This window comes from Streptomyces sp. NPDC001744, from assembly GCF_042892575.1.
Lineage (GTDB): Bacteria > Actinomycetota > Actinomycetes > Streptomycetales > Streptomycetaceae > Streptomyces.
In genome coordinates, this window is the sequence record NZ_JBIAUG010000004.1 from 221,023 (window position 1) to 244,923 (window position 23,901).

At 74.6% G+C, this 23,901-nt stretch carries 21 protein-coding genes and 2 tRNA genes; 4 read left to right on the forward strand and 19 right to left on the reverse strand.

The window, feature by feature from the left end; all coding sequences use genetic code 11:
• Positions 1-249: 249 nt before the first annotated feature.
• Complete coding sequence (locus tag ACFYZY_RS07185) at positions 250-1,320, reverse strand: LLM class flavin-dependent oxidoreductase (protein ID WP_388690261.1); 1,071 nt, start codon at positions 1,318-1,320, stop codon at positions 250-252.
• 479 nt (positions 1,321-1,799) lie between these two features.
• On the opposite strand from ACFYZY_RS07185, the gene ACFYZY_RS07190 reads away from it, so the two are divergent.
• Positions 1,800-2,558, forward strand: coding sequence for an IclR family transcriptional regulator (locus ACFYZY_RS07190; RefSeq protein WP_388690263.1), 759 nt, complete (start codon positions 1,800-1,802; stop codon positions 2,556-2,558).
• A gap of 64 nt (positions 2,559-2,622) precedes the next feature.
• A tRNA-Lys gene (locus ACFYZY_RS07195) sits at positions 2,623-2,696 on the forward strand.
• Between the two features lie 122 nt (positions 2,697-2,818).
• Here ACFYZY_RS07195 and ACFYZY_RS07200 read toward each other — a convergent pair.
• From ACFYZY_RS07200 to ACFYZY_RS07210, 3 genes are all read right to left on the reverse strand, one after another.
• Entirely contained in the window at positions 2,819-3,412 is a 594-nt protein-coding gene (locus ACFYZY_RS07200) for a lytic polysaccharide monooxygenase (RefSeq protein ID WP_388690264.1), read from the reverse strand.
• A gap of 174 nt (positions 3,413-3,586) precedes the next feature.
• Positions 3,587-5,308, reverse strand: a complete 1,722-nt coding sequence (locus tag ACFYZY_RS07205; RefSeq protein WP_388690266.1) for an SPFH domain-containing protein — start codon at positions 5,306-5,308, stop codon at positions 3,587-3,589.
• Between the two features lie 727 nt (positions 5,309-6,035).
• Entirely contained in the window at positions 6,036-7,478 is a 1,443-nt protein-coding gene (locus ACFYZY_RS07210) for a peptidoglycan-binding protein (RefSeq protein WP_388690268.1), read from the reverse strand.
• Between the two features lie 181 nt (positions 7,479-7,659).
• Between ACFYZY_RS07210 and ACFYZY_RS07215 the strand changes: the two genes are divergently transcribed.
• A tRNA-Lys gene (locus tag ACFYZY_RS07215) sits at positions 7,660-7,733 on the forward strand.
• A 52-nt stretch (positions 7,734-7,785) separates the two neighbouring features.
• Here the strand turns inward: ACFYZY_RS07215 and ACFYZY_RS07220 are convergent.
• The 12 genes from ACFYZY_RS07220 to ACFYZY_RS07275 all read right to left on the reverse strand — a co-directional run bounded on the left by ACFYZY_RS07220 (position 7,786) and on the right by ACFYZY_RS07275 (position 20,451).
• Positions 7,786-8,358, reverse strand: a complete 573-nt coding sequence (locus ACFYZY_RS07220; protein WP_388690270.1) for a hypothetical protein — start codon at positions 8,356-8,358, stop codon at positions 7,786-7,788.
• 93 nt (positions 8,359-8,451) lie between these two features.
• Positions 8,452-9,231, reverse strand: coding sequence for an HAD-IIA family hydrolase (locus ACFYZY_RS07225; protein ID WP_388690272.1), 780 nt, complete (start codon positions 9,229-9,231; stop codon positions 8,452-8,454).
• A 196-nt stretch (positions 9,232-9,427) separates the two neighbouring features.
• Complete coding sequence (locus ACFYZY_RS07230; RefSeq protein ID WP_388690273.1) at positions 9,428-10,972, reverse strand: alkaline phosphatase family protein; 1,545 nt, start codon at positions 10,970-10,972, stop codon at positions 9,428-9,430.
• Between the two features lie 135 nt (positions 10,973-11,107).
• On the reverse strand, positions 11,108-12,163 hold the full coding sequence (locus ACFYZY_RS07235; RefSeq protein WP_388690274.1) for a 2-aminoethylphosphonate ABC transporter substrate-binding protein: 1,056 nt from the start codon (positions 12,161-12,163) through the stop codon (positions 11,108-11,110).
• 14 nt (positions 12,164-12,177) lie between these two features.
• Positions 12,178-12,975: an ABC transporter permease gene (locus ACFYZY_RS07240; protein ID WP_388690275.1), complete on the reverse strand. Its 798-nt coding sequence runs from the start codon at positions 12,973-12,975 to the stop codon at positions 12,178-12,180.
• A complete protein-coding gene (locus tag ACFYZY_RS07245; RefSeq protein WP_388690277.1) occupies positions 12,962-13,837 on the reverse strand; it encodes a 2-aminoethylphosphonate ABC transporter permease subunit in 876 nt (291 codons plus the stop codon). Before ACFYZY_RS07245 ends, ACFYZY_RS07240 begins: the two co-directional genes overlap by 14 nt.
• Positions 13,830-14,882: an ABC transporter ATP-binding protein gene (locus ACFYZY_RS07250; RefSeq protein WP_388690278.1), complete on the reverse strand. Its 1,053-nt coding sequence runs from the start codon at positions 14,880-14,882 to the stop codon at positions 13,830-13,832. The genes ACFYZY_RS07245 and ACFYZY_RS07250 overlap by 8 nt, the downstream gene beginning before the upstream one ends.
• Entirely contained in the window at positions 14,879-15,574 is a 696-nt protein-coding gene (locus ACFYZY_RS07255; RefSeq protein WP_388690280.1) for a phosphonatase-like hydrolase, read from the reverse strand. Before ACFYZY_RS07255 ends, ACFYZY_RS07250 begins: the two co-directional genes overlap by 4 nt.
• Before the next feature lie 5 nt (positions 15,575-15,579).
• Positions 15,580-16,716 (reverse strand): TIGR03364 family FAD-dependent oxidoreductase, encoded by a 1,137-nt coding sequence (locus tag ACFYZY_RS07260; protein ID WP_388690281.1) that lies wholly within the window; start codon positions 16,714-16,716, stop codon positions 15,580-15,582.
• Positions 16,717-16,848: 132 nt separating this feature from the next.
• Positions 16,849-17,607, reverse strand: a complete 759-nt coding sequence (locus ACFYZY_RS07265) for a GntR family transcriptional regulator (RefSeq protein ID WP_388690283.1) — start codon at positions 17,605-17,607, stop codon at positions 16,849-16,851.
• Between the two features lie 213 nt (positions 17,608-17,820).
• Positions 17,821-18,975: a hypothetical protein gene (locus ACFYZY_RS07270; RefSeq protein WP_388690284.1), complete on the reverse strand. Its 1,155-nt coding sequence runs from the start codon at positions 18,973-18,975 to the stop codon at positions 17,821-17,823.
• A gap of 180 nt (positions 18,976-19,155) precedes the next feature.
• A complete protein-coding gene (locus ACFYZY_RS07275; protein ID WP_388690286.1) occupies positions 19,156-20,451 on the reverse strand; it encodes an ROK family protein in 1,296 nt (431 codons plus the stop codon).
• A gap of 56 nt (positions 20,452-20,507) precedes the next feature.
• Here ACFYZY_RS07275 and ACFYZY_RS07280 point away from each other — a divergent pair, with 56 nt between their 5' ends.
• On the forward strand, positions 20,508-21,632 hold the full coding sequence (locus tag ACFYZY_RS07280) for a Gfo/Idh/MocA family oxidoreductase (protein WP_388690288.1): 1,125 nt from the start codon (positions 20,508-20,510) through the stop codon (positions 21,630-21,632).
• 77 nt (positions 21,633-21,709) lie between these two features.
• Here the strand turns inward: ACFYZY_RS07280 and ACFYZY_RS07285 are convergent, their stop codons facing one another.
• The 3 genes from ACFYZY_RS07285 to ACFYZY_RS07295 all read right to left on the reverse strand — a co-directional run bounded on the left by ACFYZY_RS07285 (position 21,710) and on the right by ACFYZY_RS07295 (position 23,849).
• The gene (locus ACFYZY_RS07285; protein ID WP_388690289.1) at positions 21,710-22,567 is read right to left on the reverse strand and encodes a fumarylacetoacetate hydrolase family protein; all 858 of its coding nucleotides are present in this window, start codon (positions 22,565-22,567) and stop codon (positions 21,710-21,712) included.
• A gap of 137 nt (positions 22,568-22,704) precedes the next feature.
• Entirely contained in the window at positions 22,705-23,436 is a 732-nt protein-coding gene (locus ACFYZY_RS07290) for a YidC/Oxa1 family membrane protein insertase (protein WP_388690290.1), read from the reverse strand.
• A gap of 98 nt (positions 23,437-23,534) precedes the next feature.
• Positions 23,535-23,849, reverse strand: coding sequence for a DUF6412 domain-containing protein (locus ACFYZY_RS07295; RefSeq protein WP_388690291.1), 315 nt, complete (start codon positions 23,847-23,849; stop codon positions 23,535-23,537).
• Positions 23,850-23,901 lie beyond the last annotated feature (52 nt).

Consider the following 23,901-nt stretch of genomic DNA (forward strand, 5'->3'; position numbering starts at 1 on the left):
CCGTACAGGAGTGGAAGCAGTGATAGCCGCCGCGCGAACGGGGAGTCAATGGTCTGAACCAAATTGAGGACTAGACCAATCGCCGGAGGAAAGCCCTCGTCAGGGGGGTGCAGCACATGACGAAACCGCCCGCCACCATCGGTGACGAGCGGTTTAAGGTTCCCTTAGGGAAGATCCGGGATTCGTTCGACGGTGAACCACCCGTTCCGGAAATCCGCGGTCCGCCCGGCGGGCGCCGGGCCGTCCGGTCTACTCGGAAAGCTCCGGCATGCCGTAGGCGTCGGCGATGAGTTCGTAGCTCCGCAGCCGCGCCTCCCCGCCGTGCGCGTTGGCCGTGATCATCAGCTCGTCGGCGCCCGTCCGCTTCCGCAGGTCGTCCAGGCCCGTGCGGACCTCGTCCGGGGTGCCGTACACGATGTTCGCCAGCCAGCCGTCCACGAACTCCCGCTCGGCGGGGCTGAAGGAGTACGCCTCCGCCTCCTCCGGCGTCGGCACCAGGCCGGGCCGGCCCGTGCGCAGCCGCAGCATCGAGAGGGCGCCGGTGAGGACCTGGCGGCGCGCCCGCTCCGCCTCGTCGGCGGCGAGCGCCGCGACGCCGATCAGCGCGTACGGGGCGTCGAGCACCGCCGAGGGGCGGAAGGACTCCCGGTAGAGGTCGAGCGCCGGGATCGTGTTCCTGGCCGAGAAGTGGTGGGCGAAGGCGAAGGGCAGCCCGAGCAGGCCGGCGAGCCGGGCGCTGAAGCCGGAGGAGCCGAGCAGCCAGACCGGCGGACGCCCCTGCGGACCCTGCACCGGTCCGGGCACGGCGTGGACGCGGGCGTACGGATGCCCGTCCGGGAAGTCGTCGTCCAGGAAACGGGTCAGCTCCGCGAGCTGCTCCGGGAAGTCGTCGGCGCCCTCGTTCAGCCGGTCGGTGCGGCGCAGGGCGGCGGCCGTGGCACCGTCGGTGCCGGGCGCGCGGCCGAGGCCGAGGTCGATCCGGCCGGGGGCGAGGGCCTCCAGGGTGCCGAACTGCTCGGCGACGACGAGCGGGGCGTGGTTGGGCAGCATGACGCCGCCCGAGCCCAGCCGGACGCGCCGGGTGTGGGCGGCGAGGTGGGCCAGGATGACGGCCGGGGAGGAGGAGGCGACCCCGGGCATGGAGTGGTGCTCGGCCACCCAGTGGCGGTGGTAGCCGCGCCGCTCGGCGAGCCGGGACAGCTCGACGCTGGTGGCGAGGGCCTGGCTCGCGGTCCGCCCGCTGCCGACGGTCACCAGGTCCAGTACGGACAGCGGTACGGGCGCGGTGCCCCGCACCTCTCCTCGAATGGTGTCGGTCACCGTCGGAACCCTCCTCGGCACGCTCGTGAATGCATGAGGGGAAGAACAGGAGGGAGGCTCCGCTTATTCCGCCCCTTGCTCCCGCCCGCCCCGTCCCGTCCCGCTTCCCCCCGCCCCACTCCCGTCCCCCGCCCCGCTCCCGCCCCTCCCGCTCCGCTTCCCTCCCTCGCGGGGCGCCGTCCCCGGCACGAGAGGGGACACGTGTGTTCCCGGCCACCGGGGAGAGGGGGCGCCGGAACCGTTTCTCCGCGAAAAATCTCTTCCTCTCCCCCGGTCGAACGCACGGACGAGGGCTTCCGCGCAGGTCCCTGACCTGAGGTTCTGCCTGAAACCCATGACACCGGCATATGCCAGCGTGGCGCGGCCCGGCGTACGGGCCGGACCGCCCGCATCATTCTCGCCAACAGCCCCCCTCCGAAGGGCCCTTGGCGGCTATCTTGGGACGAAAGCTAGCGGTCACAACCTGGTAGGGGGAAACCGTGGCGCTGAAGCCCGAGCCCACCGCGCCGTTCCACTCGGTGCAGTACGCCCTGCGCGTACTCGAAACGATCTCCCGGCACGGCGGCGGAGTGACGGACGTCCAGATCGCGCGCGAGACCGGCCTCCCCGTGGCCCACCTGTCCTCGCTCCTCCTCATGCTCCGCCGCGAGGGGTACGTCGAGCAGGTCGCCGACGGGGCGTACGTGGTCGGGGACTCCCTCGTCCTCCTCGGCTCCGGCACGACCCGCCGCGAAGCCCTGGAGGCCAAGCTCCAGGAGACCCTGACCGAGCTGCGCGACTCCGTCGGCGCGGCCGTCTACATCAGCCGGTACATCGACGGCGAGGTGAAGATCACCCAGTTCGCGGACGGTCCGCGCACGCCCAAGGTCAACGAGTGGGTCGACTTCCGCTCGGCGGCGCACGCCAGCGCGGTCGGCAAGTGCCTGCTCACCCAGCTCGACCAGAACGGGCGGCGGGACCACCTCTCCCGGCACCGGATCGCCCGGCTCACCTCCCGGACCATCACCAGCGAGCGCGTCCTCTTCTCCAAGCTGGACAGCCAGCCGGCCACCGTCCCCGTGCTCGACCTCCAGGAGTACGCGGTGGGCACGGTCTGCGCCGCCGTGCCGCTGACGGCGGGCGCGGCCGTGGGCTGCCTGGCGCTCTCGCTGCCGATCGAGCACGCCCACCGGCTGCGCGCGGCGGCGGACACGCTCAACCGCAGGGCCGCCCCGGTGGTGCTCTCGCTGGCGATCTGACGGCCGTCCCGCGAGGTGGTCCGGAGCACTCCGCGGGACCGGGTAGTATTTTCTCTGTCAGCCGGCGCCGCTAGCTCAGTTGGTTAGAGCAGCTGACTCTTAATCAGCGGGTCCGGGGTTCGAGTCCCTGGCGGCGCACCGACGGAGAAGGCCCCTCGCGAAAGCGGGGGGCCTTTTTTTCGTCGCGTCCCGCGCACCGGACGCCACCGTCACCCCGGCCGGGGCGCGGCTCGCGCCCCGGCCGGGGTGACGGTGTTCCGTCAGAACTTGACGTCCGAGCAGGCGTAGAAGGCGTTCGCGGTGTCCGCGACCGTCCACACCGCCAGGATGAGGTGGCGGCCCGTCTTGCCCGCCGGGACGGTACCGGAGTGCGAGAGGGTCGCCGGCGGCTGCTGGTTGTTGTAGGGGACGGTCAGGAACGGCTGGGGATCCAGGGCGGCCCGGGTGAGCTTCTGGGTCGGGTCCCAGCCGTTCTTGGTGATGTAGTACTTGAAGTCGGTGGTGCGGTGGCGGGCCGTGAACTGCCAGCGGAAGGTGTAGCTCTGCCCCGCCGTGAGGCTCGTCGCGGGCCAGGTGCCGCCGCGCGGGTCGTCGAGTTCGGCGAACGGGGCGTTCCCGCCGGAACAGATCCTGCCGTCCGCGGGTCCGGCGGCCGGGAAGCCCTTGAGCCCCTCGACCGACTGCGGCTCCCACTGGATGTTGCCGCAGTTGGACACCGTGCCGTTGGCACAGAGCTTCTGGCGGCTGATCGGCGAGTCGGTGTAGCCGTGGCTGCCGGCGGTGCCGGTGCCGAGGAGGGTGACGCCGGCGACGCCGAGCGCCACCACCGTCGCTCCGACTGACTTTTTGCGCATGCTGTCGCTCCAGAGAACGTGGGGGGGATCCGTCGGGCCTTGGCGCACGCGTGCGGGCAGGGCCGGCCGTGGTGCGTCACCGTCGCTGTCGCGGGTGGTGGCGCACCACGGATGGCTCACTTTGGTCTGGACCAAGTACCAAGGTAGGGAGAGAAGTTGACCCTGTCCATCCCCTCACGCCCCCTCGGCGGGAGCGGTCCGGCCCGTGTAGAACGCCACCGTCAGGTCCTTGACCAGCACCTTGCGCTCGTAGTCGTCCAGCTCCACCAGACCACGACTGGTCAGCCGGTGGACCACGTCGTCCACCGCGTCCACGACCGACGTGAGGATGCTGTCCCGGTGCTTAGCGTCGAGCGCCGCGATCCGCCGCCGCCGCATCGCCGCCGCGAGCTCGGGGGCGTACTCGATCCGCGTCGGCTGCGCCGAGAAGACGTCGAGCCCGACCGGGGCGCACTCGGCCGATAGCATCCGCGTCAGGGCCTCGCCGACCGCCTCCGCGTCCCGGAGCGTCGGCGCGTCCTCGTGGAACGCGTCCGCCGGGAGCTGCGAGAGCACCCGGGCCACCGCCGCCTCCACCTGCTCCCGCAGGTACTGCTCGTGCCCCTCCACCCCGAGGGCCGCCCGGGCCGTGTCCCGCACCCGCCAGACCACCAGGACCACCACGTCGAGCGCGGTGCCCTTGGCGTCCACGGCCGGCAGCGGCTCGCTGCGCCAGTGCCGGAGCCGTACGTCCACCCGGCGGCGCAGCAGCAGCGGGCCGACCCAGACCAGGCCGGTGCGGCGGACCGTGCCGCGGTAGTCGCCGAACAGGGTCAGCACCCAGGCGTGCCCGACCCGGCCCCGGCCGAGGCCGCCGAACGCGAGGAGCGCGGCCGCCAGCCCCATGCCGAGGAAGAACCAGTGGCCGAGGCGGACGCCGAGGTACGGGCGGTCCGGCAGCCCCAGCGCCCGCGCCGCCCCGGTGGGCACCGCGCCCGTCCACCACACGACCGCCGCGCACCAGAACAGCGCCAGGGCCCCGGCGGTCACCCCGACCCAGCCGGGCAGCGCCGTCGCGGGGCGCTCGACGAGGGAGGGGTCGGCGGTGGGGGCCGGGCGGGTGGAGAGGAGCGGGGCCGCGTGCCGGGCCTTGGACCTGGCCTTCGTACGGGGCGGGGGTTCGGGCGTCCGTTCGGCCCGCCCCGGGACCCGGGGTCCCGACGGGCCCGGGGCGACGGGCGCGCGGTCCTTCCGCACGGGGGTGGGCGCGGCCATGGCGACGGTGTCGGGGCCCCCGTCGCCGTCCGTCGCGGTACGGGCGGCGGCCCTCGGCTCGTCCCGGAAGAGCAGGTGGACCGGGATGGAGCCGGTGGTGTCGGTCCCGATCACGTTCCTCCGCCGCGCCACCCGCACCACACCGGCCACGGGCACGGCGACGGTGGCGACCTTCGCCCCCTTGATCCGGGCGAAGTCGGGGGCGACGGGGGGCCGGGGGGTCGGGGAGACAGAAGGGGCAGGAGGGGCAGGGGAGGCCGGGGAAGCGGGGGGAGCTGGAGGGGGGGCCGCCTCGGAGGCGGGGGGTCCGGGGGTGGCGGGGGCCCCTGAGGCCGGGATCTCGGGGGCCGGGGTCTCGGGGGCCGGGGTCTCGGGAGTGGTGAGGCCCTTGGGGGCGGAGGACTCGGGGACGGAGGACTCGGGAGTGGCGGCAGGGGCCTCGGGGACGGAGGACTCGGGAGTGGTGGCGGGGGCCTCGGGGACGGGGGCGCGCTCGTGCGCCGGGGATACCGGAACGCCTGGCTTCCCGGTCGGCGCGGGGCGGTCCTCGACGGCGGGGGCGGAGGCCACGGCCGGGGGCGGGGACTCCTCGGGGCCCTGAGCAGCCGGGGCCTCTTCCGTCGCCGGGGCCTCTTCCGCCACAGGGGTTTCCTCCGCCACCGGAACTTCTTCCGGCGCCGGGGCTTCCCCCACCACCGGGACCTCTTCCGCCGCCGGGGCCGTCGTCTCCTTCGCCGCCTCCGGCGAGGGGGCCGGGGCGGTTTCGGTACGGGGGGGCTCCGGTACGACGGACACCGCGTCCGGTCCGGGAGCGGCCGCCGTAGCGGAGACGGGGTTCGATGCCGTACCGGAGACAGGGGTGGGCCCCGTACCGGAAACGGGTGCCGGTGCCGGGCGCTCCTCCGGCGGCGTCCGGAGCGGAGCCGCCGGGGCCAGGTCCGACGGGGTCAGGTCCGCCAGGACCCGGTCCGCCGGGGACGGGGTCACCGGAGCCTCGACCGTCGTCAGGGCCCCGGCCTCCACGGACCGGATCGTCACGGGTCCGGCCTCCACGGGCCCGGCCGTCATGGGTCCGGCCTCCATGGGTCCGGCCGTCACAGGCCCGGTCGCCACGGGTCCGGTCGTCATGGGCCCGGCCGTCACAGGCCCGGCCGTCATGAGTCCGGCCCCCTCGGGCCGGTTCGTCACGGGTCCGCCCTCCATGGTCCCGGCCGTCGCGGACCGGCCGGCCGGGGGCGGGGACGTGCGCGGGAGGGTGCCGTCCGTCAGGCGTCTGGCCGTGCGGGCCGCGTCGCGCGAGGCCGCCGCTCCGGAGTCCGCGGGGTTCGGGGTCGGTGCCGTCATTCGGGGTCCACCTCATGGTCTCGGTTCATCGGAACAAGCGCCGCCAGGTCTCCGGGCCCGGATAGCCGTCGGCCGCTCCGCCGCGCCAGCCCTGTGCCCGCTGGAACGCCTCGACGTTGCGGCGGTCCGCCTCCGTCCAGCGCGGACCGGGTCCCGACAGGTAGTGCTTGCCGAAGCCCCGCCTCACCAGTTGTTCGCCCAGCTTCTTCACATATGCGTTGGACTGTCCCGGACGGAAGGAGCCACGCCCGGGGAACGCCGGCGCATGCGCGTCCGGACCGCCCGAACCACTCGAACCGCCGATGTCCCTGCCGCCGCCGGTCACGAGGAGCCGCCACGTGTCGGGGCCGGGCAGGCCGTCCGCCTCCTTGCCCCGCCAGCCCTGCGCGAGCTGGAACGCCTCGGTGGCCCGCCGGTCCGCCTCTCCCCACTTCGGGCCGGGCCCCCGGCTGTAGAACCTCTTGCCGCCGCGTGCGACGAGCAGGTTCCCGAGCTGGGTGACGTACGCGTTGTCCGCGCCCGGCCCGAACGCCGCCGCACCGGGGAAGGGCGTCGCCACGGGCTCCGCCCCGCTCCCGGTGCCGCCGGCGGTCCCCAGGCCCTTGTACCGGTAGGCCACGTACCGGTCGCCGTTCTCCCAGTACGCCATCGGCGTGGCCTGTTTTCGCGTGTGCGGCCTGGTCTGCTCGTACGCGAGGTAGGAGGTGTGCGTGTAGTCGGTCCAGCCGCCGAAGATCGTGACGTGGGAGCCCCGGGACGGGTCGGCCGGGTTGTGGAAGAGCAGGATGTCGCCGGGCTGGAGGTCGGCACGGTCGATCCGCTCGCCGAAGGCGCCGAGGCTGCCGGTCCACTCGTTGCGGCCCAGGTCCCAGGCCATGGAGACGTAGCCGGAACAGTCCCGGCGGTACCCGTCCGCCCCGTACGCGGTCATGGAGTACGGGACCTGCGCGGCAACCCATCCCTTGGCGCGGTTGATGATCTCGGTGCGGGTCGTCGTGCGCACCGCGCCGGTCGCGGCCTCCCCCGTCACGGCCTGTCCCGTCACGGCCTCCCCCGTCGCGACCTGCCCCGCCGTCGGGGTGGCGCCGGGGGCCGGGCGGGGACCGGAACCCGGCGCGCCGTACAGCGGCTCCGGCCCGCCCTGCGGCGTGTCCGGCACCGTCCCGGCCGGCGCGGGGGCCGTCGCCGCGCCCGCCGGGGCGTCCGCCGGGTCCGTCCCGTCGCCCGGCGCCGGGTCCGCCGGGACGAACGGGCCCGGCGCGCAGGGAAAGGCGGTGGCAGCCCCGGCCCCGCCCAGGACCACGCCCGCCGCCGTCATCAGGACCAGGGCGCGGCGGGCGCCGTGCGCGGCCGGGTGGCCGCCCGACCGGACCGGCAGGCCGAGGGCGAGGTCGCGCCGCTGCCGGGCACAGCCGGGGCAGCCGCAGTCGGCCGCCGGTTCGAACTCCTCGAAGACCAGCACGCTCATGCGCTTCCCCTCCACACTCGTCAAGATCTCTTCGGCCGCCCGGGGACGGCCATGTCTTAACTGTCCGGACAAGTCGCATTTTGACCGATCGGAGGACTGATAAGACCATCCGACAGGCCGGAGGGGCGGTTATTGGTCAGGAGCACGTCTCCACGTCGGGTAGAGTTCTCTCTGTCAGCAGGCGCCGCTAGCTCAGTTGGTTAGAGCAGCTGACTCTTAATCAGCGGGTCCGGGGTTCGAGTCCCTGGCGGCGCACGCAGAGCGAAGGCCCCTCACCGGTGGTGAGGGGCCTTCGTCGTTTCCGTCCTCAGTCCGCCGTTCCCGTACCGGGGCCGTCGTCGCGACGGCGGGAGCTGCGGAAGGCGACCGCCACGGCGGCGACGGCGGCCAGGCCGAGGCCGATCACGGTGTACGGGGTGCCGAGGCCGTTCTCGCCGGCGGCCTGCGCGACGCCGGGGGCGGCCGGGGCGGCGAAGACGGCGGCGCCCCCGCCCGCGCGGACCGGGGCGACCCGGGCCGGCTCGCGGCTCCCGATCCGCACGACACCGGCGTCCCGGTGCCGGTGGCCGTCGCAGACCACGTCGACCGGGTACGTACCGCTCTCCAGTCCGGCCTTCACGCCGGTGTCGCCGTACAGCGGGGAGTGCCCGCCGTCCCGGCCGGCGAGTTCGGCCGCGGCGGCGAACGCGGGGGACGTGGCGACGCCGGTCGCCCCCGCGCAGCCCAGGACGCGCACGTCCAGGTCGTCGCCGGGCGAGGCCGCGGACGGGGTGACGGTGACCCCCACCCCGTCGTGGGCGTGCGCGCCGCCCGCCGACGGCGCCAGCACGAACACCAAGGCCGCCCCTGCGGCGCGGAGAGCAATGGAGCCTGAACGCATCGTGACCTCCTGGTACTGGCAGGGTCACCCGTTCCGGCGCTCCTCGCATCCCGGGGGACCCGGCCGGGTGTCCGGGCCGGGCCCCCACGGGGGTCAGACGCGGTCGACGAGGTCCGCGATCGAGTCGACGGTCTTGGACGGGCGGAACGGGTAGCGGTCCACCTCGGCCCGGGTCGTCAGGCCGGTCAGGACGAGGAAGGTCTGCATGCCCGCCTCCAGACCGGCCAGGATGTCGGTGTCCATCCGGTCGCCGATCATGGCGCTGGTCTCGGAGTGGGCGCCGATCGCGTTGAGGCCGGTGCGCATCATGAGCGGGTTGGGCTTGCCCGCGAAGTACGGCTCCTTGCCGGTGGCCTTGGTGATCAGCGCGGCGACCGAGCCGGTGGCGGGGAGCGGGCCCTCCAGGGAGGGGCCGGTCTCGTCGGGGTTGGTGCAGATGAAGCGCGCGCCCGCGTTGATGAGCCGGACGGCCTTGGTCATCGCCTCGAAGGAGTACGTACGGGTCTCGCCGAGGACCACGTAGTCCGGGTCGTGGTCGGTGAGGACGTAGCCGATGTCGTGCAGCGCGGTGGTGAGACCGGCCTCGCCGATGACGTACGCGGTGCCGCCGGGGCGCTGGTCGTCGAGGAACTTGGCGGTGGCGAGGGCGGAGGTCCAGATGTTCTCGACGGGCACGTCGAGACCCATCCGGGCGAGACGGGCGTGCAGGTCGCGGGCGGTGTAGATCGAGTTGTTGGTGAGGACCAGGAAGGGCTTCCCGGTCTCCCGCAGCTTCTTGATGAACGCGTCGGCGCCGGGGATCGGCACGCCCTCGTGGATGAGGACGCCGTCCATGTCGGTGAGCCAGGATTCGATCGGCTTGCGCTCTGCCATGGGTGCGGGACTCCTGCCGTACATGTGTGCGGGGTGCTGGGCGCGCCGCGACTGCGCTGTGGCGACGCCCCCAGGGTAGGCCCTGGGGGCCGCGCCGGGCGGACCGGAAGCGGGACCCCGGCGCGCGGCCGCGCGGTCCGGGGCGGCACCGGCCCGGGGGCGCCGCGCCCGCGCCGCGGCGGCGCCCCCGGGAGGGTCAGGACGCGGTGATCCGCACCCCGTCGACCGTCCAGTACCAGTTGTTGCCGCCGGTGTAGCGGAAGCGGAAGTTCACGGTGGAGGCGCCGGGCGGGACCGGGACCGTGAGGGACTGCGGCTGGGAGAGGACGTCGGCGGTGTAGCTCTTGACCACGGTCGGGGTGCCGCCGTTGAAGCTCGCCAGGACCTGGGCGGTCTGCGCGCCCTCCTGCCGGTAGAGGGTGGTGAAGCCGAGGGTGACCGAGGACGCGCCGGACACGGGGTGCGCGGGCGTGACCAGGGTGGAGTCGAAGGTGCCGGAGAAGCCCTTGTCGGCCCACTCGTCGGAGTCGGCGACGGCGAAGACGCCCCGGGCGCGGACGTTCAGCTCGCGGGACTGGTCGCGCTGGGCGCGGGTCCAGAACTCGTCGGTGGTGAAGGACCAGCCGCGCCACTCGGTCACGCCGCCGGTGCCCATGGCGTTGTTGACGACCGACCAGCCGCTGGGCGCGGTGTGGGTGAAGCCGAGGATCCCGGCGGGGATGCCGGTCTCGTCCACGCGGCCGCCCAGCGACCCGTACAGGGTGTCGAAGGGGTCGGCGGAGCGCTCCTGGACCGGCTTGCCGTCCAGGCCCCAGGACGGGTCGGGGACGATGCCGAGCTGGTGGAAGACGGTGGCGGCGACGTCGACCAGGCGCGTGTCGATCGGGCGGGCGCCGGCGGCGATGCCGGGGCCCTGGGCGAGGACGAAGGTGCGCCGCTCCTCGATGCCGGAGCCGCCGTGGCCGCCGGCGTCGGTGTGGCCGTGGTCGGTGGCGACGATGACGGTCCAGCGCTCCGTGGCGTACGACGGGCGGGCCTCGATCGCGGCGAGGAGCCGGCCGAGGTAGGCGTCCTGGACGTCGATGGCTTCGAGGTACTTGGCGTGCGCGGCGCCGTAGTTGTGGCCGATCTCGTCGGTCTCGCCGAAGTAGACGAAGAGGACGTCGGGGTTCTGGTCGCGCAGGACGGACTCGGTGATGTCGGTGATCACCTTGTCGTTGACGACGTAGTTGTTGTCGTAGACCAGCTTGGCGTCGGCGCCGGGGGTGACGGTGCCGTGGGTGTCGAGTTCGGGCCAGTCGACGGCGGCGAAGAGGGAGAGGCCGGGGCGGACCTGGTTCAGGCGGGCGAGGAAGCCGGGGTAGCGGCCGTAGTTCTTGCCGGTGAAGGTGTTGTCCCTGACGCCGTGCTTGTCGGGCCAGACGCCGGTGGAGATCGTGGACCAGCCGGGGCCGGAGGAGGTGGCGGCCATCGGGTTGGCGTAGAGGAGGGAGCGGCCGTAGGTGCCCTTCGCCATCAGGGCCTTGAGGTTCGGTGCCTTGGCGGCGTCGATCCGGTCGTACCGCAGGCCGTCCATGCCGACGACGAGCACCTTGTCCTTGCTGGTGCCGTCGGGGAGCACCGGGACGGCGGCGGTGGCCGCCCGGGCCGCGGGGCCGGTGGCGAGTCCGGTGGCGGCGACGGCGGCGGTGACGCCTGCGGCGGTGAGCACGGTGCGGCGGGAGATGCCGGTGAGCGGCATGTCGGAGTCCTCCGTGAAGGGGGGCGGAAAGGTTCCGGACACGGGCCAACGCCCCTGATTGCGCAGGGGCGTTGGGTCCGTACCCGTTATCCTTCCGCGATCCGCACGGGTGTTCCAGAGCCGTACGGTGAACTCTCAGCTTCCGGTGGCGGTCTTCCACGCGTCGACGTACGCCGTCAGGTTCTTGTCGATGTCGGCCCAGTCCGGCTCGAAGACCTCGACGCCCTCCATGATCCTGGCGAGCGCGAGGGCGTTGGCGTCGGCGGGCTTGACGTCCTTGCGGGCGGGGAAGCCGCCGCCGACGGCGCTGACCTCGCGCTGGGCCTTCTCGCTCAGCAGGAAGTCGAGGAGCTTCCTGCCGTTCTCGGCGTGCGGGGCCTTGTTCACCAGGCCGGCGGCGTACGGCAGGGCGAAGGTGGTGGGCTTTCCGTTCTCCCGGGCGGGGAACCAGATGCCGAGGTTCGGCATGGACGCGGACTGGGCGAAGTTCATCTGGACGTCGCCGTTGGCGACGAGGAGTTCGCCCTTGTCCACCTTGGGGGCGAGCTTGGAGGTGGAGGAGGACGGGCCGACGTTGTTGGCCTGGAGCCTCTTCAGGTACTCCATGGCCGGTTCGCGGCCGCCGAAGTCGTGCACGGCCTTGATGAGGACGGCGGTGCCGTCGCCCGCGACGCCGGGGGTGGAGTACTGGAGCCGGTTCTTGAACTTCGCGTCGAGCAGCTCCTCCCAGGTCTTCGGGGCCGTCGGCAGCTCCTTCTTGTTGTGGACGAAGCCGAAGTAGTTGTTGACGACGGAGGTCCAGGTGCCGTCGGCGGCCTTGTCGGCGCCGTCCACCCGGTCGGCGTCCCGCGGCGCGTACGCCTGGAGCAGCCCCTTGGAGCCGGCCTGCTGGATGAAGGGCGGCAGGGTGACGAGGACGTCGGCCTGGGTGTTGCTCTTCTCGCGGAGGGCGCGCTGCACCATCTCGCCGGAGCCCCCCTCGACGTACTTGACCTTGATGCCGGTCTGCTTCTCGAAGTCCGCGAAGACCTTGTCGTACCAGCCGTCGCCCGCCTCGCCCTTGAGGCCGTCGGCGCTGTAGACGGTGACGACCTTCTCGTCGGAGGCGGCGGACGAGCCGCCGCAGGCGGTGAGGGAGGCGGCGAGGACGAGGGCGCCGGTGACGGCGGCGGCCGTGGGCAGGGTGCGCATGACGTTGTTCTCTCCTAGCGGTACGAGGCTTTGGTACGGATGCGGGAGACGGCGAGCAGGACGAGCAGGGTCGTGGTCATGAGGACCACGGCGAGGGCCGAGCCGGTGAAGAGCGAGCCCCGGTCCGTGGCGGTGAAGACGAGCACCGGGAGCGGCATCCAGTCCGGCGGGTAGAGCATCGTCGTGGCGCTCAGCTCGCCCATGGAGAGGGCGAAGCAGAGCCCGGCCGCCGCGTTCAGGGACGGCAGCAGGAGCGGGAGCCTCACCCGGAACAGCACGTACGCGGGGCGGGCCCCGAGACCGGCCGCGGCCTGCTCGTACACCGGGTCCAGGCGCCGGATCGCGGCCGTGACCGACTGGTACGCGAAGGCGGTGACGAGCACGGTGTGGGCGAGGATCACGATCCAGCGGGTGCCGTTGAGGAGCACCGGCGGCCGGGAGAAGGCGACGAGGACGGCGAGGCCGACCACCACCGACGGGACGGCGACCGGCAGCACGAACAGCGCGCCCATGATCCGCCCGCCGCGCCTGCCGAGGGCCGCCGCGGCGAGCGCGGCCCAGGTGCCGGCGGTCAGCGCGACCAGGCTCGCGGCGACGGCCGTGGCCAGGCTGGTGGTGAGGGCCTGGAGGGATTCGCCGCGCACGGCCGCCGCGTAGTGGGCGGTGGTGGGCCCGGAGGGGAGGGCGCCGGACCAGTGGGTGGAGAAGGAGGCGGCGAGGACGACGAGGAGCGGCAGGGCGAAGAGCGGCACGAAGAGGACCGCGAACAGGGCCCAGGCCGTCCAGCGGCCCGTACGGCTATGCACCAGCACGGCGGCTCACCCCCCGGTAGAGGGTGTAGAGGCCCACGGAGAGGGCGACGTTGACGACGGCGACGACGCAGGCGGCGGCGTAGTCGGATTCGAGGATCGCCTTGCCGTAGACGAGCGTCGGGAGGGTCGTGACGCCCTTGGCGCCGGTGAAGAGGACGATCCCGAACTCGTTCAGGCACAGGACGAGGACGAGGCTGCCGCCGGCCGCGAGCGCGGGCAGCGCCTCGGGCAGGATCACCTGCCGGACGATCCGCGCCGGCCGGGCGCCGAGCGAGGACGCCACCTCCAGCTGGGCCGTGTCGAGCTGCGAGAAGGCGGCGAGCAGGGGCCGCATCACGAAGGGGGTGAAGTACGTGATCTCGGCGAGCAGGACGCCCCACGGAGTGGTCAGGAACTGGAAGGGCCCGGTGGCGGCGCCGGTGACGCCGGTCCAGAGCCCGTTGGCCATGCCGACCGTGCCGTAGAGGAAGAGCAGGGCGAGCGTGACGAGGAAGGACGGGAAGGAGAGGAAGACGTCGATGAACTTCGCCACCGCCTTCGCGCCGGGGAAGGGCACGAACGCGATGACGAGCGCGAGGACGAAGCCGAGCACCAGGCAGCCGGCGGTGGAGGCGACGGCGAGCCAGACGGTGGTGACGAGGGCGTCGCGGAAGGACGCCGAGGCGAAGACCCGGGCGTACGCGCCGGGCTCCAGGGACTCCTGGACGACGAGGGCGAGCGGGTAGAGGAAGACGAGGCCGAGGACGGCGACGGGCGGCAGGGCCCACACCCAGGCGGGGGCGGTACGGGGGGCCCGCGTCCCGGGCGCGGCCGGGACGCCCGCCGGGGCGGTGGGGGCGGCGGGGGTGAGGGTGCTAGTCACCGGTCACCCCCGCCGCCAGGAGGACCGCGTCGTCGGGGGCGAAGTGCAGGGTGACCTCGGTGCCGAGCGCCGGGGTCTCCCGCAGCTCCCGCACGTCCGCCTTCACCCGGTGGCCGTCCACCTCCACGTACAGCCGGTGGGTGGAGCCGCGCCACTGGACCTCGGCGATCCGGCCCCGCAGGGCGTTCGGCCCCTCCCCGAGGCCGACGAGGTGGGGGCGGACGCAGAGGGTGGCGCCCGCGCCGGGGGCGGCTCCCCCGGTGGCGACCTTCAGCTCCGTGCCCGCGAAGGCCACCCCGTCCGCGCCCACCGTCACCGGCAGCAGGTTGGCGTTGCCGACGAAGGAGGCGGTGAACCCGGTGCGGGGCCTGCGGTACAGGTCCTGCGGGGTGCCGCAGTCCCGGAGCCGGGCCCGGTCCATGACGGCGATCCGGTCCGCGAGGGTCAGCGCCTCGACCTGGTCGTGGGTGACGTACAGGATCGACACGTCCGGCAGCTCGCGGTGGAGCCGGGCGAGTTCGGCCAGCATCCCGGAACGCAGCTGGGCGTCGAGCGCCGAGAGCGGTTCGTCCAGGAGGAGGACGTCGGGGCGGATGGCGAGGGCGCGGGCGATGGCGACGCGCTGCTGCTGGCCGCCGGAGAGCTCCCGGGGGTGGCGGCGGGCGTAGGCCGCCATGCCGGTCATCTCCAGGGCCTCGGCGACCCGGCCGGGGATCTCGGCCTTCGGCACCTTCCGCGCCTTGAGCCCGAAGGCCACGTTGGCGTCCACCCTGAGGTGGGGGAAGAGGGCGTACTGCTGGACGACCATGCCGATCCCCCGCCGGTACGGCGGCAGGTCGGTGACGTCCCGCTCCCCGATGAACACGCGTCCGGAGACCGGCCGGACGAACCCGGCGACGGCGCGCAGCGCGGTCGTCTTGCCGGAGCCGGAGGGGCCGAGGAGGGCCATGACCTCGCCGGGCTCCACCGTCAGGTCGAGGGAGTCGAGGACGGTGGTGGAGCCGTAGGCGACGGAGACGGCGTCGAACCGGATGCCGCTGGTCATGCCTCGTACTCCCGTATCAGCTCCGGCAGTTCCGCGACGGAGGCGAGGACGCGGGTGGCGCCGTGCTCCGTGAGCGCGGCCTCGCCGTGGGCGCCGGTCAGGACGCCCGCGACGATCCCGGCGCCGGAGCGGACCCCGGAGAGCATGTCGTACGAGGTGTCGCCGGCGACCACGATCCGCCGCACGTCGTCCACCGCGCCGGTGCGGAGGAAGGCGCCGAGGACCATGTCGGGGTACGGGCGGCCCCGGCCGCCGGTGTCCGCCGGGCAGAGGGTGAGGCCGACGAGGTCGCGCCAGCCGAGGGCGTCGAGGATGGCGTCCTGGGTGACCCGGGCGAAGCCGGTGGTGAGGACGACGGTCCTGCCCTGCTCCCGGAGGGCGGCGATCGTCTCGGCGGCGCCGGGGACCGGGGCGATCCTGCCGTCGGCGACGAGTTCCCCGTACGCCTCCTCGAAGGCGAGGTTGGCCCGTCGCGCGCGCTGCTCGTCGCCGCCGAGGAGGTGGCGGAAGACGGAGATCTTGGACTCGCCCATGGTGGCGCGGACGTGGCCGATCATGGCGGCCGGGTCCTCGCCGAGGCGTTCGGCGGCGACGGTGAACGCCTGCTCGACCAGGCCGTCGTCGGCGACGGTGGTGCCGGCCATGTCGAGGACGACGAGGTTCAGGGGGGCCTTCGGGTTCTGCGTGGTCATGGGGTTCACCAGCCCAGTTCGTTCGCGGTCGTCTCGGCGACGGCGGGCGAGCAGGTCATGCCCCGGCCGCCGGGCCCGGTCACCAGCCACACGCCCTCGCCGACCTTCTGGCGGTGCACGACCCGGGTGGTGTCGGCGCACTGCGCGTACACCCCGGCCCAGCGGCGCCGGATCCTCGGCAGCGGGCGGCCGAGGAAGGACTCCACGACCCGGGTCAGGTGCTCGTAGGGGTCTTCGAGGGTGTCGAAGGCGAAGGGGTGCTCGTACTCGTGGGTGTCGCCGATGGTCAGCCCGCCGTCGAGGCGCTGCACCATGAGCAGCTGCATCCGGTGGGCGGCGGCGACGGGGTCCTGCGCCTGGCCCGCTTCGAGGGCGTCCAGGGCCCCGGAGGCGTAGGCCGGGTAGTAGCGGAAGGAGTCCGCGTCGGCGACGGAGGTGGTCAGCGGCTCCCCGAGGGGGTCGGTCTGCATCATCTGGAGCCGGACCCGGCGGACCGGGACCTCCCCGGCGACCTCGCGGACGAGGCCGGAGAGCCAGGCGCCGGTGCACAGGACGACGGCGTCGCCGGTGTGGGTCTCACCCCGGTCGTCGCGGACGCCGCTGGACCCGGTCCCGTCGGCGGTGACGACGTCCCGGACCTCGCGGTTCGGGAGGAAGGTGTAGCGGCCGGTGGCGAGGAGGGCCTCGCGGAGGGCGAGCTGTGCGGTGCGGGGCTCGACGGCGGCGTCCCGCTCGCACCGGAGCGCGGCGTCGAACGTTCCGCGCAGGGCGGGGTTGACCGCGCGGGCCTCGTCGGCCGTGAGCAGCTCGTAGCCGCGGGCGGCGGCGTCGGGGCGGGCCACGGCGGCCTCGGCGACGGCCCGTTCGAGGTCGTTCCGCACGGGGGTGAGGGAGCCGTTGGCCCGGAAGCCGATCCCGGGGACGCGGGCGCCGATGCCCTCCCAGAGCTCCCGGGCGCGCAGGGCGGTCTCCAGCTCCTCCCCGCCGGCCCGGCCGCTCACCCAGATCTGGCCGAAGTTGCGGAGGGAGGCCCCGCGCGCCTCGGCCTCGCGCTCGATGTGTACGACCTCGTGGCCGCGTTCCACTGCGTGCCAGGCGTGCATGGTTCCCACCACGCCGGCTCCTACGACGATCACCTTCATGACGACGACGGTCGCGGGGGCGGATGACCCGGGCGGGGCCGGTGGACGACGGGACGGTGAACGGCCCGACAAGGTTGGACCAGACCCGTTATCTTTCCGTTATTCGACCGGGGCTTCCGGGTCGCGGTCCGGTCAGTCCTGGCGTCCCAGGCGGGCCGTGAAGCTGAAGCGGTCGCCCCGGTAGAGGGTGCGGACCCGTTCCAGGGGGCGGCCGGTGGTGTCCCGGGAGACGCGGTGGAGCAGCAGCATCGGCAGGGCGGGCGGCGTGCCGATCAGAAGCGCCTCGCGCGGGGTCGCGAGGACGGTCTCGATCCGTTCGTCGGCGTCCCCGAAGGAGATGCCGAGCCGGTCGTGGAGGTAGGAGTAGAAGGAGGAGTCCGGGTCGAAGTCGGTGTCCAGACGGGGGGCGCGGGCCTCGGAGACGTACGTGCTCTCCAGGCCGACCCGCTCGTCGTCGGCGAGCAGCACCCGCTCCATGTGCCAGACGGGTTCGCCCCGTTCGGCGCCGACCTCGGGGGCCAGCGCCTCCGGGCAGGGGAAGCGGTCGAGCGAGATCAGGCCGCGGCCGGGGCGGCGCCCCTGACGGCGCACGCCCTCCGTGTAGCTGGCGAGCGAGAGGGGCTGTTCCAGCTTGGGGCCCGCCACGACCGTGCCCCGGCCCCGGCGGCGCAGGCGCCCTTCCAGGAGGAGTTCCCGGAGCGCCTGCCGGACGGTCTCGCGGGACACCTCGTACCGGACGGCGAGGTCGCGTTCGGTGGGGAGCCGCCCGCCCTCCCCCAACTCGTCCACCATCACGGCGATCCTGGCCTTGACGGCGTAGTACTTGGGGACGCGGCCGTGCTCGGGGATGCCGGAACGGACGGGGGCGCCGGGCGTGGTCTGGTAGTTCACCGGGGGATGGTCGCAGACGGGGGTGAACGGGGAGGTGTACGGAGGGTGACCCGGCGGTGCGGGGATTCGGGGCGGGTGGAGTTCGGGGCGGGCGGGGTTCGGGCCGGTCGGGCTTCGGGCCGGTCGGGCTTCGGAGCGGTGGGGCTTCAGCCCGGGCGGGCCTCTTCGGCTCGGACGGGCTTCGGCTCCGCGGGGCTTCGGGGCGGCCGGGTCTCAGCTCTCCGGGCGGCCGTTCCGGCGGCGGCCCGCGCGGAAGAGGACGGCGCCGAGCAGGACCAGGGCGACGGCGATCGGCGCGAGGGCCCGGCCCCGTTCCTCCGACCTGCTTCCGGTGTGGGCGAGTTCGGGGAGAGGGGCGGCCGGCCGGTCGGGCGGCGCGGGAGCGGTCGTCCTCCCGGGCGGGGACGGGGTGGCGGGCGGGGAGGACGGGGACGGTTCGGCCGGCCTGACGGGGGACGTGGCGGGTGCGGCCGGGGCGGCGGATCCGGTGGTTCCGGCGGACTCGGACGGCGCGGCGGGGGAGGCAGGAACGGCGGGGACGGACGGGGCGGCCGGTACGGAGGGGTCGCCGGGGGCGGTCGTCCCGGCGGGGGCGGTCCGCGTGCCCGGGGCGGGAGGGCCGATGGTCAGGCGGTAGTCGCCGGACTCGCCGATCCAGTCCCCGTCCGCGCCCTGGCGCTGGACGATCGCCGCGTTGACCACGACCTCGCCGGGGGCCGTCTCCGCTCCGAAGGCCAGCCGCACGGGGACGGCGAGGGTCCGGCCGGCGGGCACCGAGAAACCGCCGAAGTCGGTGAACACGCCCACGTTCTCCGCCTCGTCGGTCGCCTCGAAGGCCACCGGCTGCCAGCGCGCGGCCCCGGCGTCGTAGAACTCGAAACGGATCCGCTCCGGGTGCAGGACCCGGTCCCGGTCGGTGAGCACGAGCACCGGGTGGATGCCCGAGCAGGGGGCCTCGGTGGTGTTCGTGAGCTCGAGTTCCCACTCCTGGAAGGGGCCGCCCGCGGCGTAGGAGGCCGGACCGCCGTGCATCCGGGTGTCCAGCGGGAAGCCGGTGTCGCCCGGAGTGCCGCAGGCGGGGGTGGACGGGTCGGGGGCGGGGACGGCGGGAGCGGCCGGCGCCTCCGGGGCGAGCGCGGGGGCCGTCGCCCCCGGGCCCGGAGCCGTACCGCCCGGAGCCGTACCGCCCGGGGCCGGAGCCGCCGTCGCGGGAGTGGGGACCGCTGTCGCCGCGGCGGTGGCCGCCGTCGCGGGAGCGGGAACCGCCGTCGCCGGGACGGGAGCCGTGAGGGTCAGGGGGGCCGTCGCCACGGCGGCCGCCACGGTCACGGCACGGACGCTGCGCAGTCGCAGGGGGGCGGATGCCATGGGGCCGGTGCCTTTGCTGCTCGCGGGCAGGGGTCGTCGGCCGTGACACTGCCAGCCGACGACGGGCGGGGCGAGCGGCGGCGGCGGGGACTCCTCCGGAAGGACCGAAAGATCCACCCGATCAGCCTATTGTCCGACCGTCGGACCCACTCGGCCGACGAGCCCGCCCGCCGGCCGGCATCACCCGTCCGCCCGCTCCCCGCCCGTCCGCCCCTCGCCCACCCGTCCACCCGCCCGCTCGTCCGCCGGGTCCGGGCCCCGCCCCGACCCCACGGCGGCACCGGGCCCGGAACCGGCACCCGACCCGCCCTCCTTCCCGAAGACCGGCGCCAGGATCAGCCACGCCGCCCCCTCCGCCACCGCGTCCCGCCCCGGCGTGACGTCCACCCGGGTCGTCAGGCCGAGCCCGGAGAGGACCCCCCGGACCCCGTCCGCGAACGTCTCCGGCGCGGCGCGCACCACCCGGCCGCCCAGGAGGACCTGGTCGATGTCGAGGAGCCGTACGAGATTGGCGGCGCCCGCGCCCAGGATCCGCGCGGCCCCGGCCGGTTCGCCGCGCGCGACCGCCGCCAGGCACAGGACCTCCAGGCAGCCGCGCCCGCCGCAGGCGCAGGGCGGTCCGTCGAGCTGCACGGTCTGGTGGCCCAGTTCACCCGCTCCCGTCCTGTCCCCGCGCAGCGGCGCGCCGCCGAGGACGAGGCCGGCGCCGAGCCCCGTACCGAGGTGCACGTAGGCGAACGAGTCCGGGGCGCCGGGCCGCACGGCGAGGCCGAGGGCGGCGGCGTTGGTGTCCTTGTCGAGGACGACGGGCAGCCCGAGGCGCCGGGCCAGCTCCTCGCGGACCGGGTGCCCGGCCCACCGGGGGAAGCCCGTGACCCGGCCGGGCACCCCGGCCCGGTGGTCCAGCGGTCCGGGCATGGCGACCCCGACCCCCAGCACGGCCCCGGCGCCCGGAACGGCCCCCGCGCCCCTCCCGGCCGCCCCCGGGTCCGTCCCCCCACCGCCCCCGGCACCGTGAAAGGCCCCCGCACCGCCCACGGGACCGCCGCCCGCCCCGTCCTCAAGGAGCGCCCGCACCTCCCCCGTCACCGCGTCCAGAACCGGCCCCGCCCCCGCCCCCAGGTCCAGCGGGCGGCGGCGCAGGGCCACGACCGTGCCCGCGAGGTCGGTCAGGAGGGTGGTCAGCTCGTCGCGGTCGAGGTGGACGCCGACGGCGTACGCGGCGGAGGGCACCAGGCGCAGGACCGTGGCGGGTTTGCCGCCGGTCGAGGCGCGCCGGCCCGCCTCCGCCGCCAGGCCCCCGGCCCGGAGGCGCCCGGTGATCTTGCTGACGGCCTGCGGGGTGAGCCCGGTCCGCCCGGCCAGCTCCAGACGGCTGATCCCCGCCTCCCCCGCCGTGCGCAGCAGGTCGAGCACGAGCGCGGCGTTGTGGCTGCGCAGCGCCGGTACGTTCACTCCGCCCAGGTCCTTCTTCACGCCCCCATTGTCGCCGTCGCTTGCACTTCGGCAACAGCGTTGCTTAAGTGAGGAACATGACTGGCACCGACAAGACGATCGTCACCGGGGGCCGTACGGACACCGCCCCCCGCACCCCCCTCCGCGTCGGGCTCGTCGGCTACGGCCTCGCGGGCTCCGTCTTCCACGCCCCGCTGATCGCCGCCTCCGGGGACCTCGTCCTCTCCGCCGTGACCACCGGCAACCCGGAACGGGCCGCCGAGGCCCGCGCCGCCCACCCGGGCGTACGGGTGGCCGCCGCGCCCGAGGAGCTGTGGGCGCCCGGCGCGGAGGAGCTGGACCTGGTCGTCGTCGCCTCCCCCAACAAGACGCACGTCGAGGTCGCCACGGCCGCCCTGGAGGCGGGCCTCCCCGTCGTCGTGGACAAGCCGCTCGCGGGGACCGCGGCCGAGGCGCGCGGGCTCGCCGCCCTCGCCGAGGAGCGGGGGCTGCTGCTCTCCGTCTTCCAGAACCGCCGCTGGGACAACGACTTCCGCACCCTGCGCCGCCTCCTCGACGAGGACGCCCTCGGCGAGGTCCAGCGCTTCGAGTCCCGCTTCGAGCGCTGGCGCCCGAAGCCCAAGGGCGGCTGGCGCGAGTCCGGCGCGCCGGAGGAGATCGGCGGGCTCCTGTACGACCTGGGCAGCCACGTGGTCGACCAGGCCCTCGTCCTCTTCGGGCCGGCGGTCTCGGTGTACGCCGAGTCGGACGTGCGCCGGCCGGGGGCCGAGGCCGACGACGACACCTTCCTCGCGCTCACCCACGCGAACGGCGTCCGCTCCCACCTGTACATGAGCGCCACCGCCGCCCAGCTCGGCCCCCGCTTCCGGGTGCTCGGGCAGCGCGCGGGCTTCGTGAAGTACGGACTCGACCCCCAGGAGGCCGCCCTGCGCGAGGGGGAGCGGCCCGTCCCCGGCACGCCCTGGGGCGTGGAGCCGGAGGAGCTGTGGGGCCGGATCGGCGCCGGGGAGTCCCCGGTGACCGGCGGCGGCACCCCGGTCGAGTCGCTGCCCGGCGACTACCCGGCGTACTACGCGGCCGTCGCCGCCGCCCTGCGCGGCACCGGCGGGAACCCGGTCACCGCACGGGAGGCGGCCGCCGCCCTCGACGTCCTGGAGGCGGCGCGGCGGTCGGCCCGCGAGGGGATCACGGTGACCCTCTGAGGTCCCGCCGGCCGGGTGGCCCCGCGGGGACCCGGCCGGCCTCGCGGGGTCCCGCCGGCCGGTCCCCCGCCGTCCGGTCAGGCGCCCTTGAGTTCCTGGCGCTGCCGCCCGAGCCCGTCGATCTCCAGCTCGACCACGTCACCGGGGCGCAGGTACGGCTTGGGCTCCGGCTGCCCCAGGGCGACACCGGCGGGCGTACCGGTGTTGATGACGTCCCCCGGGTACAGGGTCATGAACCGGCTGACGTACCGCACGACCTCCGCGACCGGGAAGATCTGGTCCGAGGTGTGGCCGTCCTGCCGCAGCTCGCCGTTGACCCAGAGCCGGAGGGAGAGCGCCTGCGGGTCGGGCACCTCGTCGGCGGTGACCAGCCAGGGGCCGAGCGGGTTGAAGGTCTCGCAGTTCTTGCCCTTGTCCCAGGTGCCGCCGCGCTCGATCTGGAACTCGCGCTCGGAGACGTCGTGGGCGACGGCGTACCCGGCGACGTGCGCGAGCGCCTGCTCGTCGGTCTCCAGGTAACGGGCGGTGCGGCCGATGACGACGGCCAGCTCCACCTCCCAGTCGGTCTTCACCGAGCCGCGCGGTACGAGCACGGTGTCGTCGGGCCCGACGACGGTGTCGGCGGCCTTGAGGAAGACGACGGGCTCGGCGGGGGCGGCCGCGCCGGTCTCCGCCGCGTGGCCGTGGTAGTTGAGCCCGATGCACACGACTTTGCCGATCCGGCCGACGGGCGGGCCGACGCGCAGCCCGGTGGCGTCGAGCGGCGGCAGCACCCCGGCGCCGGCCGCGGCGCGGATCCGGTCGAGGGCCGGGGCGTCGGAGAGCAGACCGCCGTCGACGTCGTCGACGAGGGCGGACAGGTCGCGGAGCGTTCCGCCCTGGTCGAGGAGGGCGGGACGCTCGGCTCCGGGCGGTCCGACACGCAGCAGTTTCATGGTCTTCTCCCTGTGGTCGAGGTGGGGCCGCGAAGGGCCCCGGGGTACCCCGGCCGATGGAGTGCGGCCATCGGAGGATTGGCCGATCCTCCAAGAGAACGGAGCCCGCTGCAAGACCCCGTTCACGCTGTGGACCCTTACGCGCGAGTAGCAAGGGCGCCGGAGGGCTCCTCCGCGCGGAAGAGGAAGGCGCGTTCGACGACGGTCCAGGCGGTGCTGGTGACGACGTAGAGGGCGGCGGCGAACGGGACGACGGCGACCGTGATCAGGGTGGCGAAGGAGAGCAGCGGCATCACCTTGGTGATCGCGCCCGCGCCGGGGGTGGGCTGCCCGAGGTCGAGGGGCTGGGCGGCGAGCTGCCGCTTGCTGTGGCGGTAGCCGAAGGCCGCGACGGCGGCGACGAGCGCGAACAGGACGAGGTAGACCTGTCCGGCCGGACCGAACGCGCCGCCGTGGGAGAGGGCGTCGGTCCAGCGGTCGCCGAGCGGGGCGGCGAAGAGGGCGTGCCCGGCCATCCGGTCGCCGGAGAACAGGTGGTACATGAGGAGGAAGGCGGGTGCCTGGAGCAGGGCGGGCAGGATGCCGGCGAAGGGCGAGACCTCCTCCTCCGCGTGCAGCTCCAGGATCGCCCTCCTGAGCCGCTCGGGGTCCTCGGCGTGCTTCTCGCGGAGCGCGGCGAGCCGCGGGGCGATGCGGGTGCGGGCCTTCTGGCCGCGCGCGGCGGCCCGGGAGAGCGGGTGGACGGCGAGCCGTACGAGCGCGGTGAAGAGGACGATCGCGGCGGCGGTGGCGGTGGTGGCGAAGAGCGGCTGGAGCAGCTCGGCGAGCCGCTCGACCAGGGTGGCGAACAGGGACATGAGCGCGGACATGGGGGAGCCCTCCGTGGGGTCTCGTCGTGCCGGGGAGAGGTGTGTCTCGGCATGACGGATCCGCGCGAGGGGTTCCTGTGGGGGTCCCCGGAAGCTCCCTACGCGGCCGTCGGGAGGGGACGGCCGGGAGCCCGGGGTCTGCGGCGCCCTGACGCGTCGGGGTCGCGCTGCGGCAGGAAGGCGGTGCGCCGCTCGCGGTCGCGGATGGCGGTGCGCACGGCGGCGGACGGCACGGCCGGGGCCGTACGGGCGCCGGACAGGGCGCGGACGAGGGTGGCCGCGGCGAGGGCGACGGCGGCGGAGACACCGGCTCCGGCGGCGGCGCCCAGGCCGTCGGAGAGGAGCAGCCCGGCGAGGGCGAGCAGGAAGAACAGGGGCGCGGCGGTCCGCAGGACCAGACTCCCGGCCGTCATCCCGTCACCCCCTCCGTGTCCCGGTGCCGCCGTACCGGCATGTCGCGGTGTG

Bases quoted from the DNA above. Each gene is read 5' to 3' on its own strand.
- ACFYZY_RS07200 (WP_388690264.1), bottom strand. From the start codon at position 3,412: ATGCGCAAAAAGTCAGTCGGAGCGACGGTGGTGGCGCTCGGCGTCGCC.
- ACFYZY_RS07210 (WP_388690268.1), bottom strand. From the start codon at position 7,478: ATGAGCGTGCTGGTCTTCGAGGAGTTCGAACCGGCGGCCGACTGCGGC.
- ACFYZY_RS07220 (WP_388690270.1), bottom strand. From the start codon at position 8,358: ATGCGTTCAGGCTCCATTGCTCTCCGCGCCGCAGGGGCGGCCTTGGTG.
- ACFYZY_RS07225 (WP_388690272.1), bottom strand. From the start codon at position 9,231: ATGGCAGAGCGCAAGCCGATCGAATCCTGGCTCACCGACATGGACGGC.
- ACFYZY_RS07230 (WP_388690273.1), bottom strand. From the start codon at position 10,972: ATGCCGCTCACCGGCATCTCCCGCCGCACCGTGCTCACCGCCGCAGGC.
- ACFYZY_RS07235 (WP_388690274.1), bottom strand. From the start codon at position 12,163: ATGCGCACCCTGCCCACGGCCGCCGCCGTCACCGGCGCCCTCGTCCTC.
- ACFYZY_RS07250 (WP_388690278.1), bottom strand. From the start codon at position 14,882: ATGACCAGCGGCATCCGGTTCGACGCCGTCTCCGTCGCCTACGGCTCC.
- ACFYZY_RS07255 (WP_388690280.1), bottom strand. From the start codon at position 15,574: ATGACCACGCAGAACCCGAAGGCCCCCCTGAACCTCGTCGTCCTCGAC.
- ACFYZY_RS07260 (WP_388690281.1), bottom strand. From the start codon at position 16,716: ATGAAGGTGATCGTCGTAGGAGCCGGCGTGGTGGGAACCATGCACGCC.
- ACFYZY_RS07270 (WP_388690284.1), bottom strand. From the start codon at position 18,975: ATGGCATCCGCCCCCCTGCGACTGCGCAGCGTCCGTGCCGTGACCGTG.
- ACFYZY_RS07280 (WP_388690288.1), top strand. From the start codon at position 20,508: ATGACTGGCACCGACAAGACGATCGTCACCGGGGGCCGTACGGACACC.
- ACFYZY_RS07285 (WP_388690289.1), bottom strand. From the start codon at position 22,567: ATGAAACTGCTGCGTGTCGGACCGCCCGGAGCCGAGCGTCCCGCCCTC.
- ACFYZY_RS07290 (WP_388690290.1), bottom strand. From the start codon at position 23,436: ATGTCCGCGCTCATGTCCCTGTTCGCCACCCTGGTCGAGCGGCTCGCC.
- ACFYZY_RS07295 (WP_388690291.1), bottom strand. From the start codon at position 23,849: ATGACGGCCGGGAGTCTGGTCCTGCGGACCGCCGCGCCCCTGTTCTTC.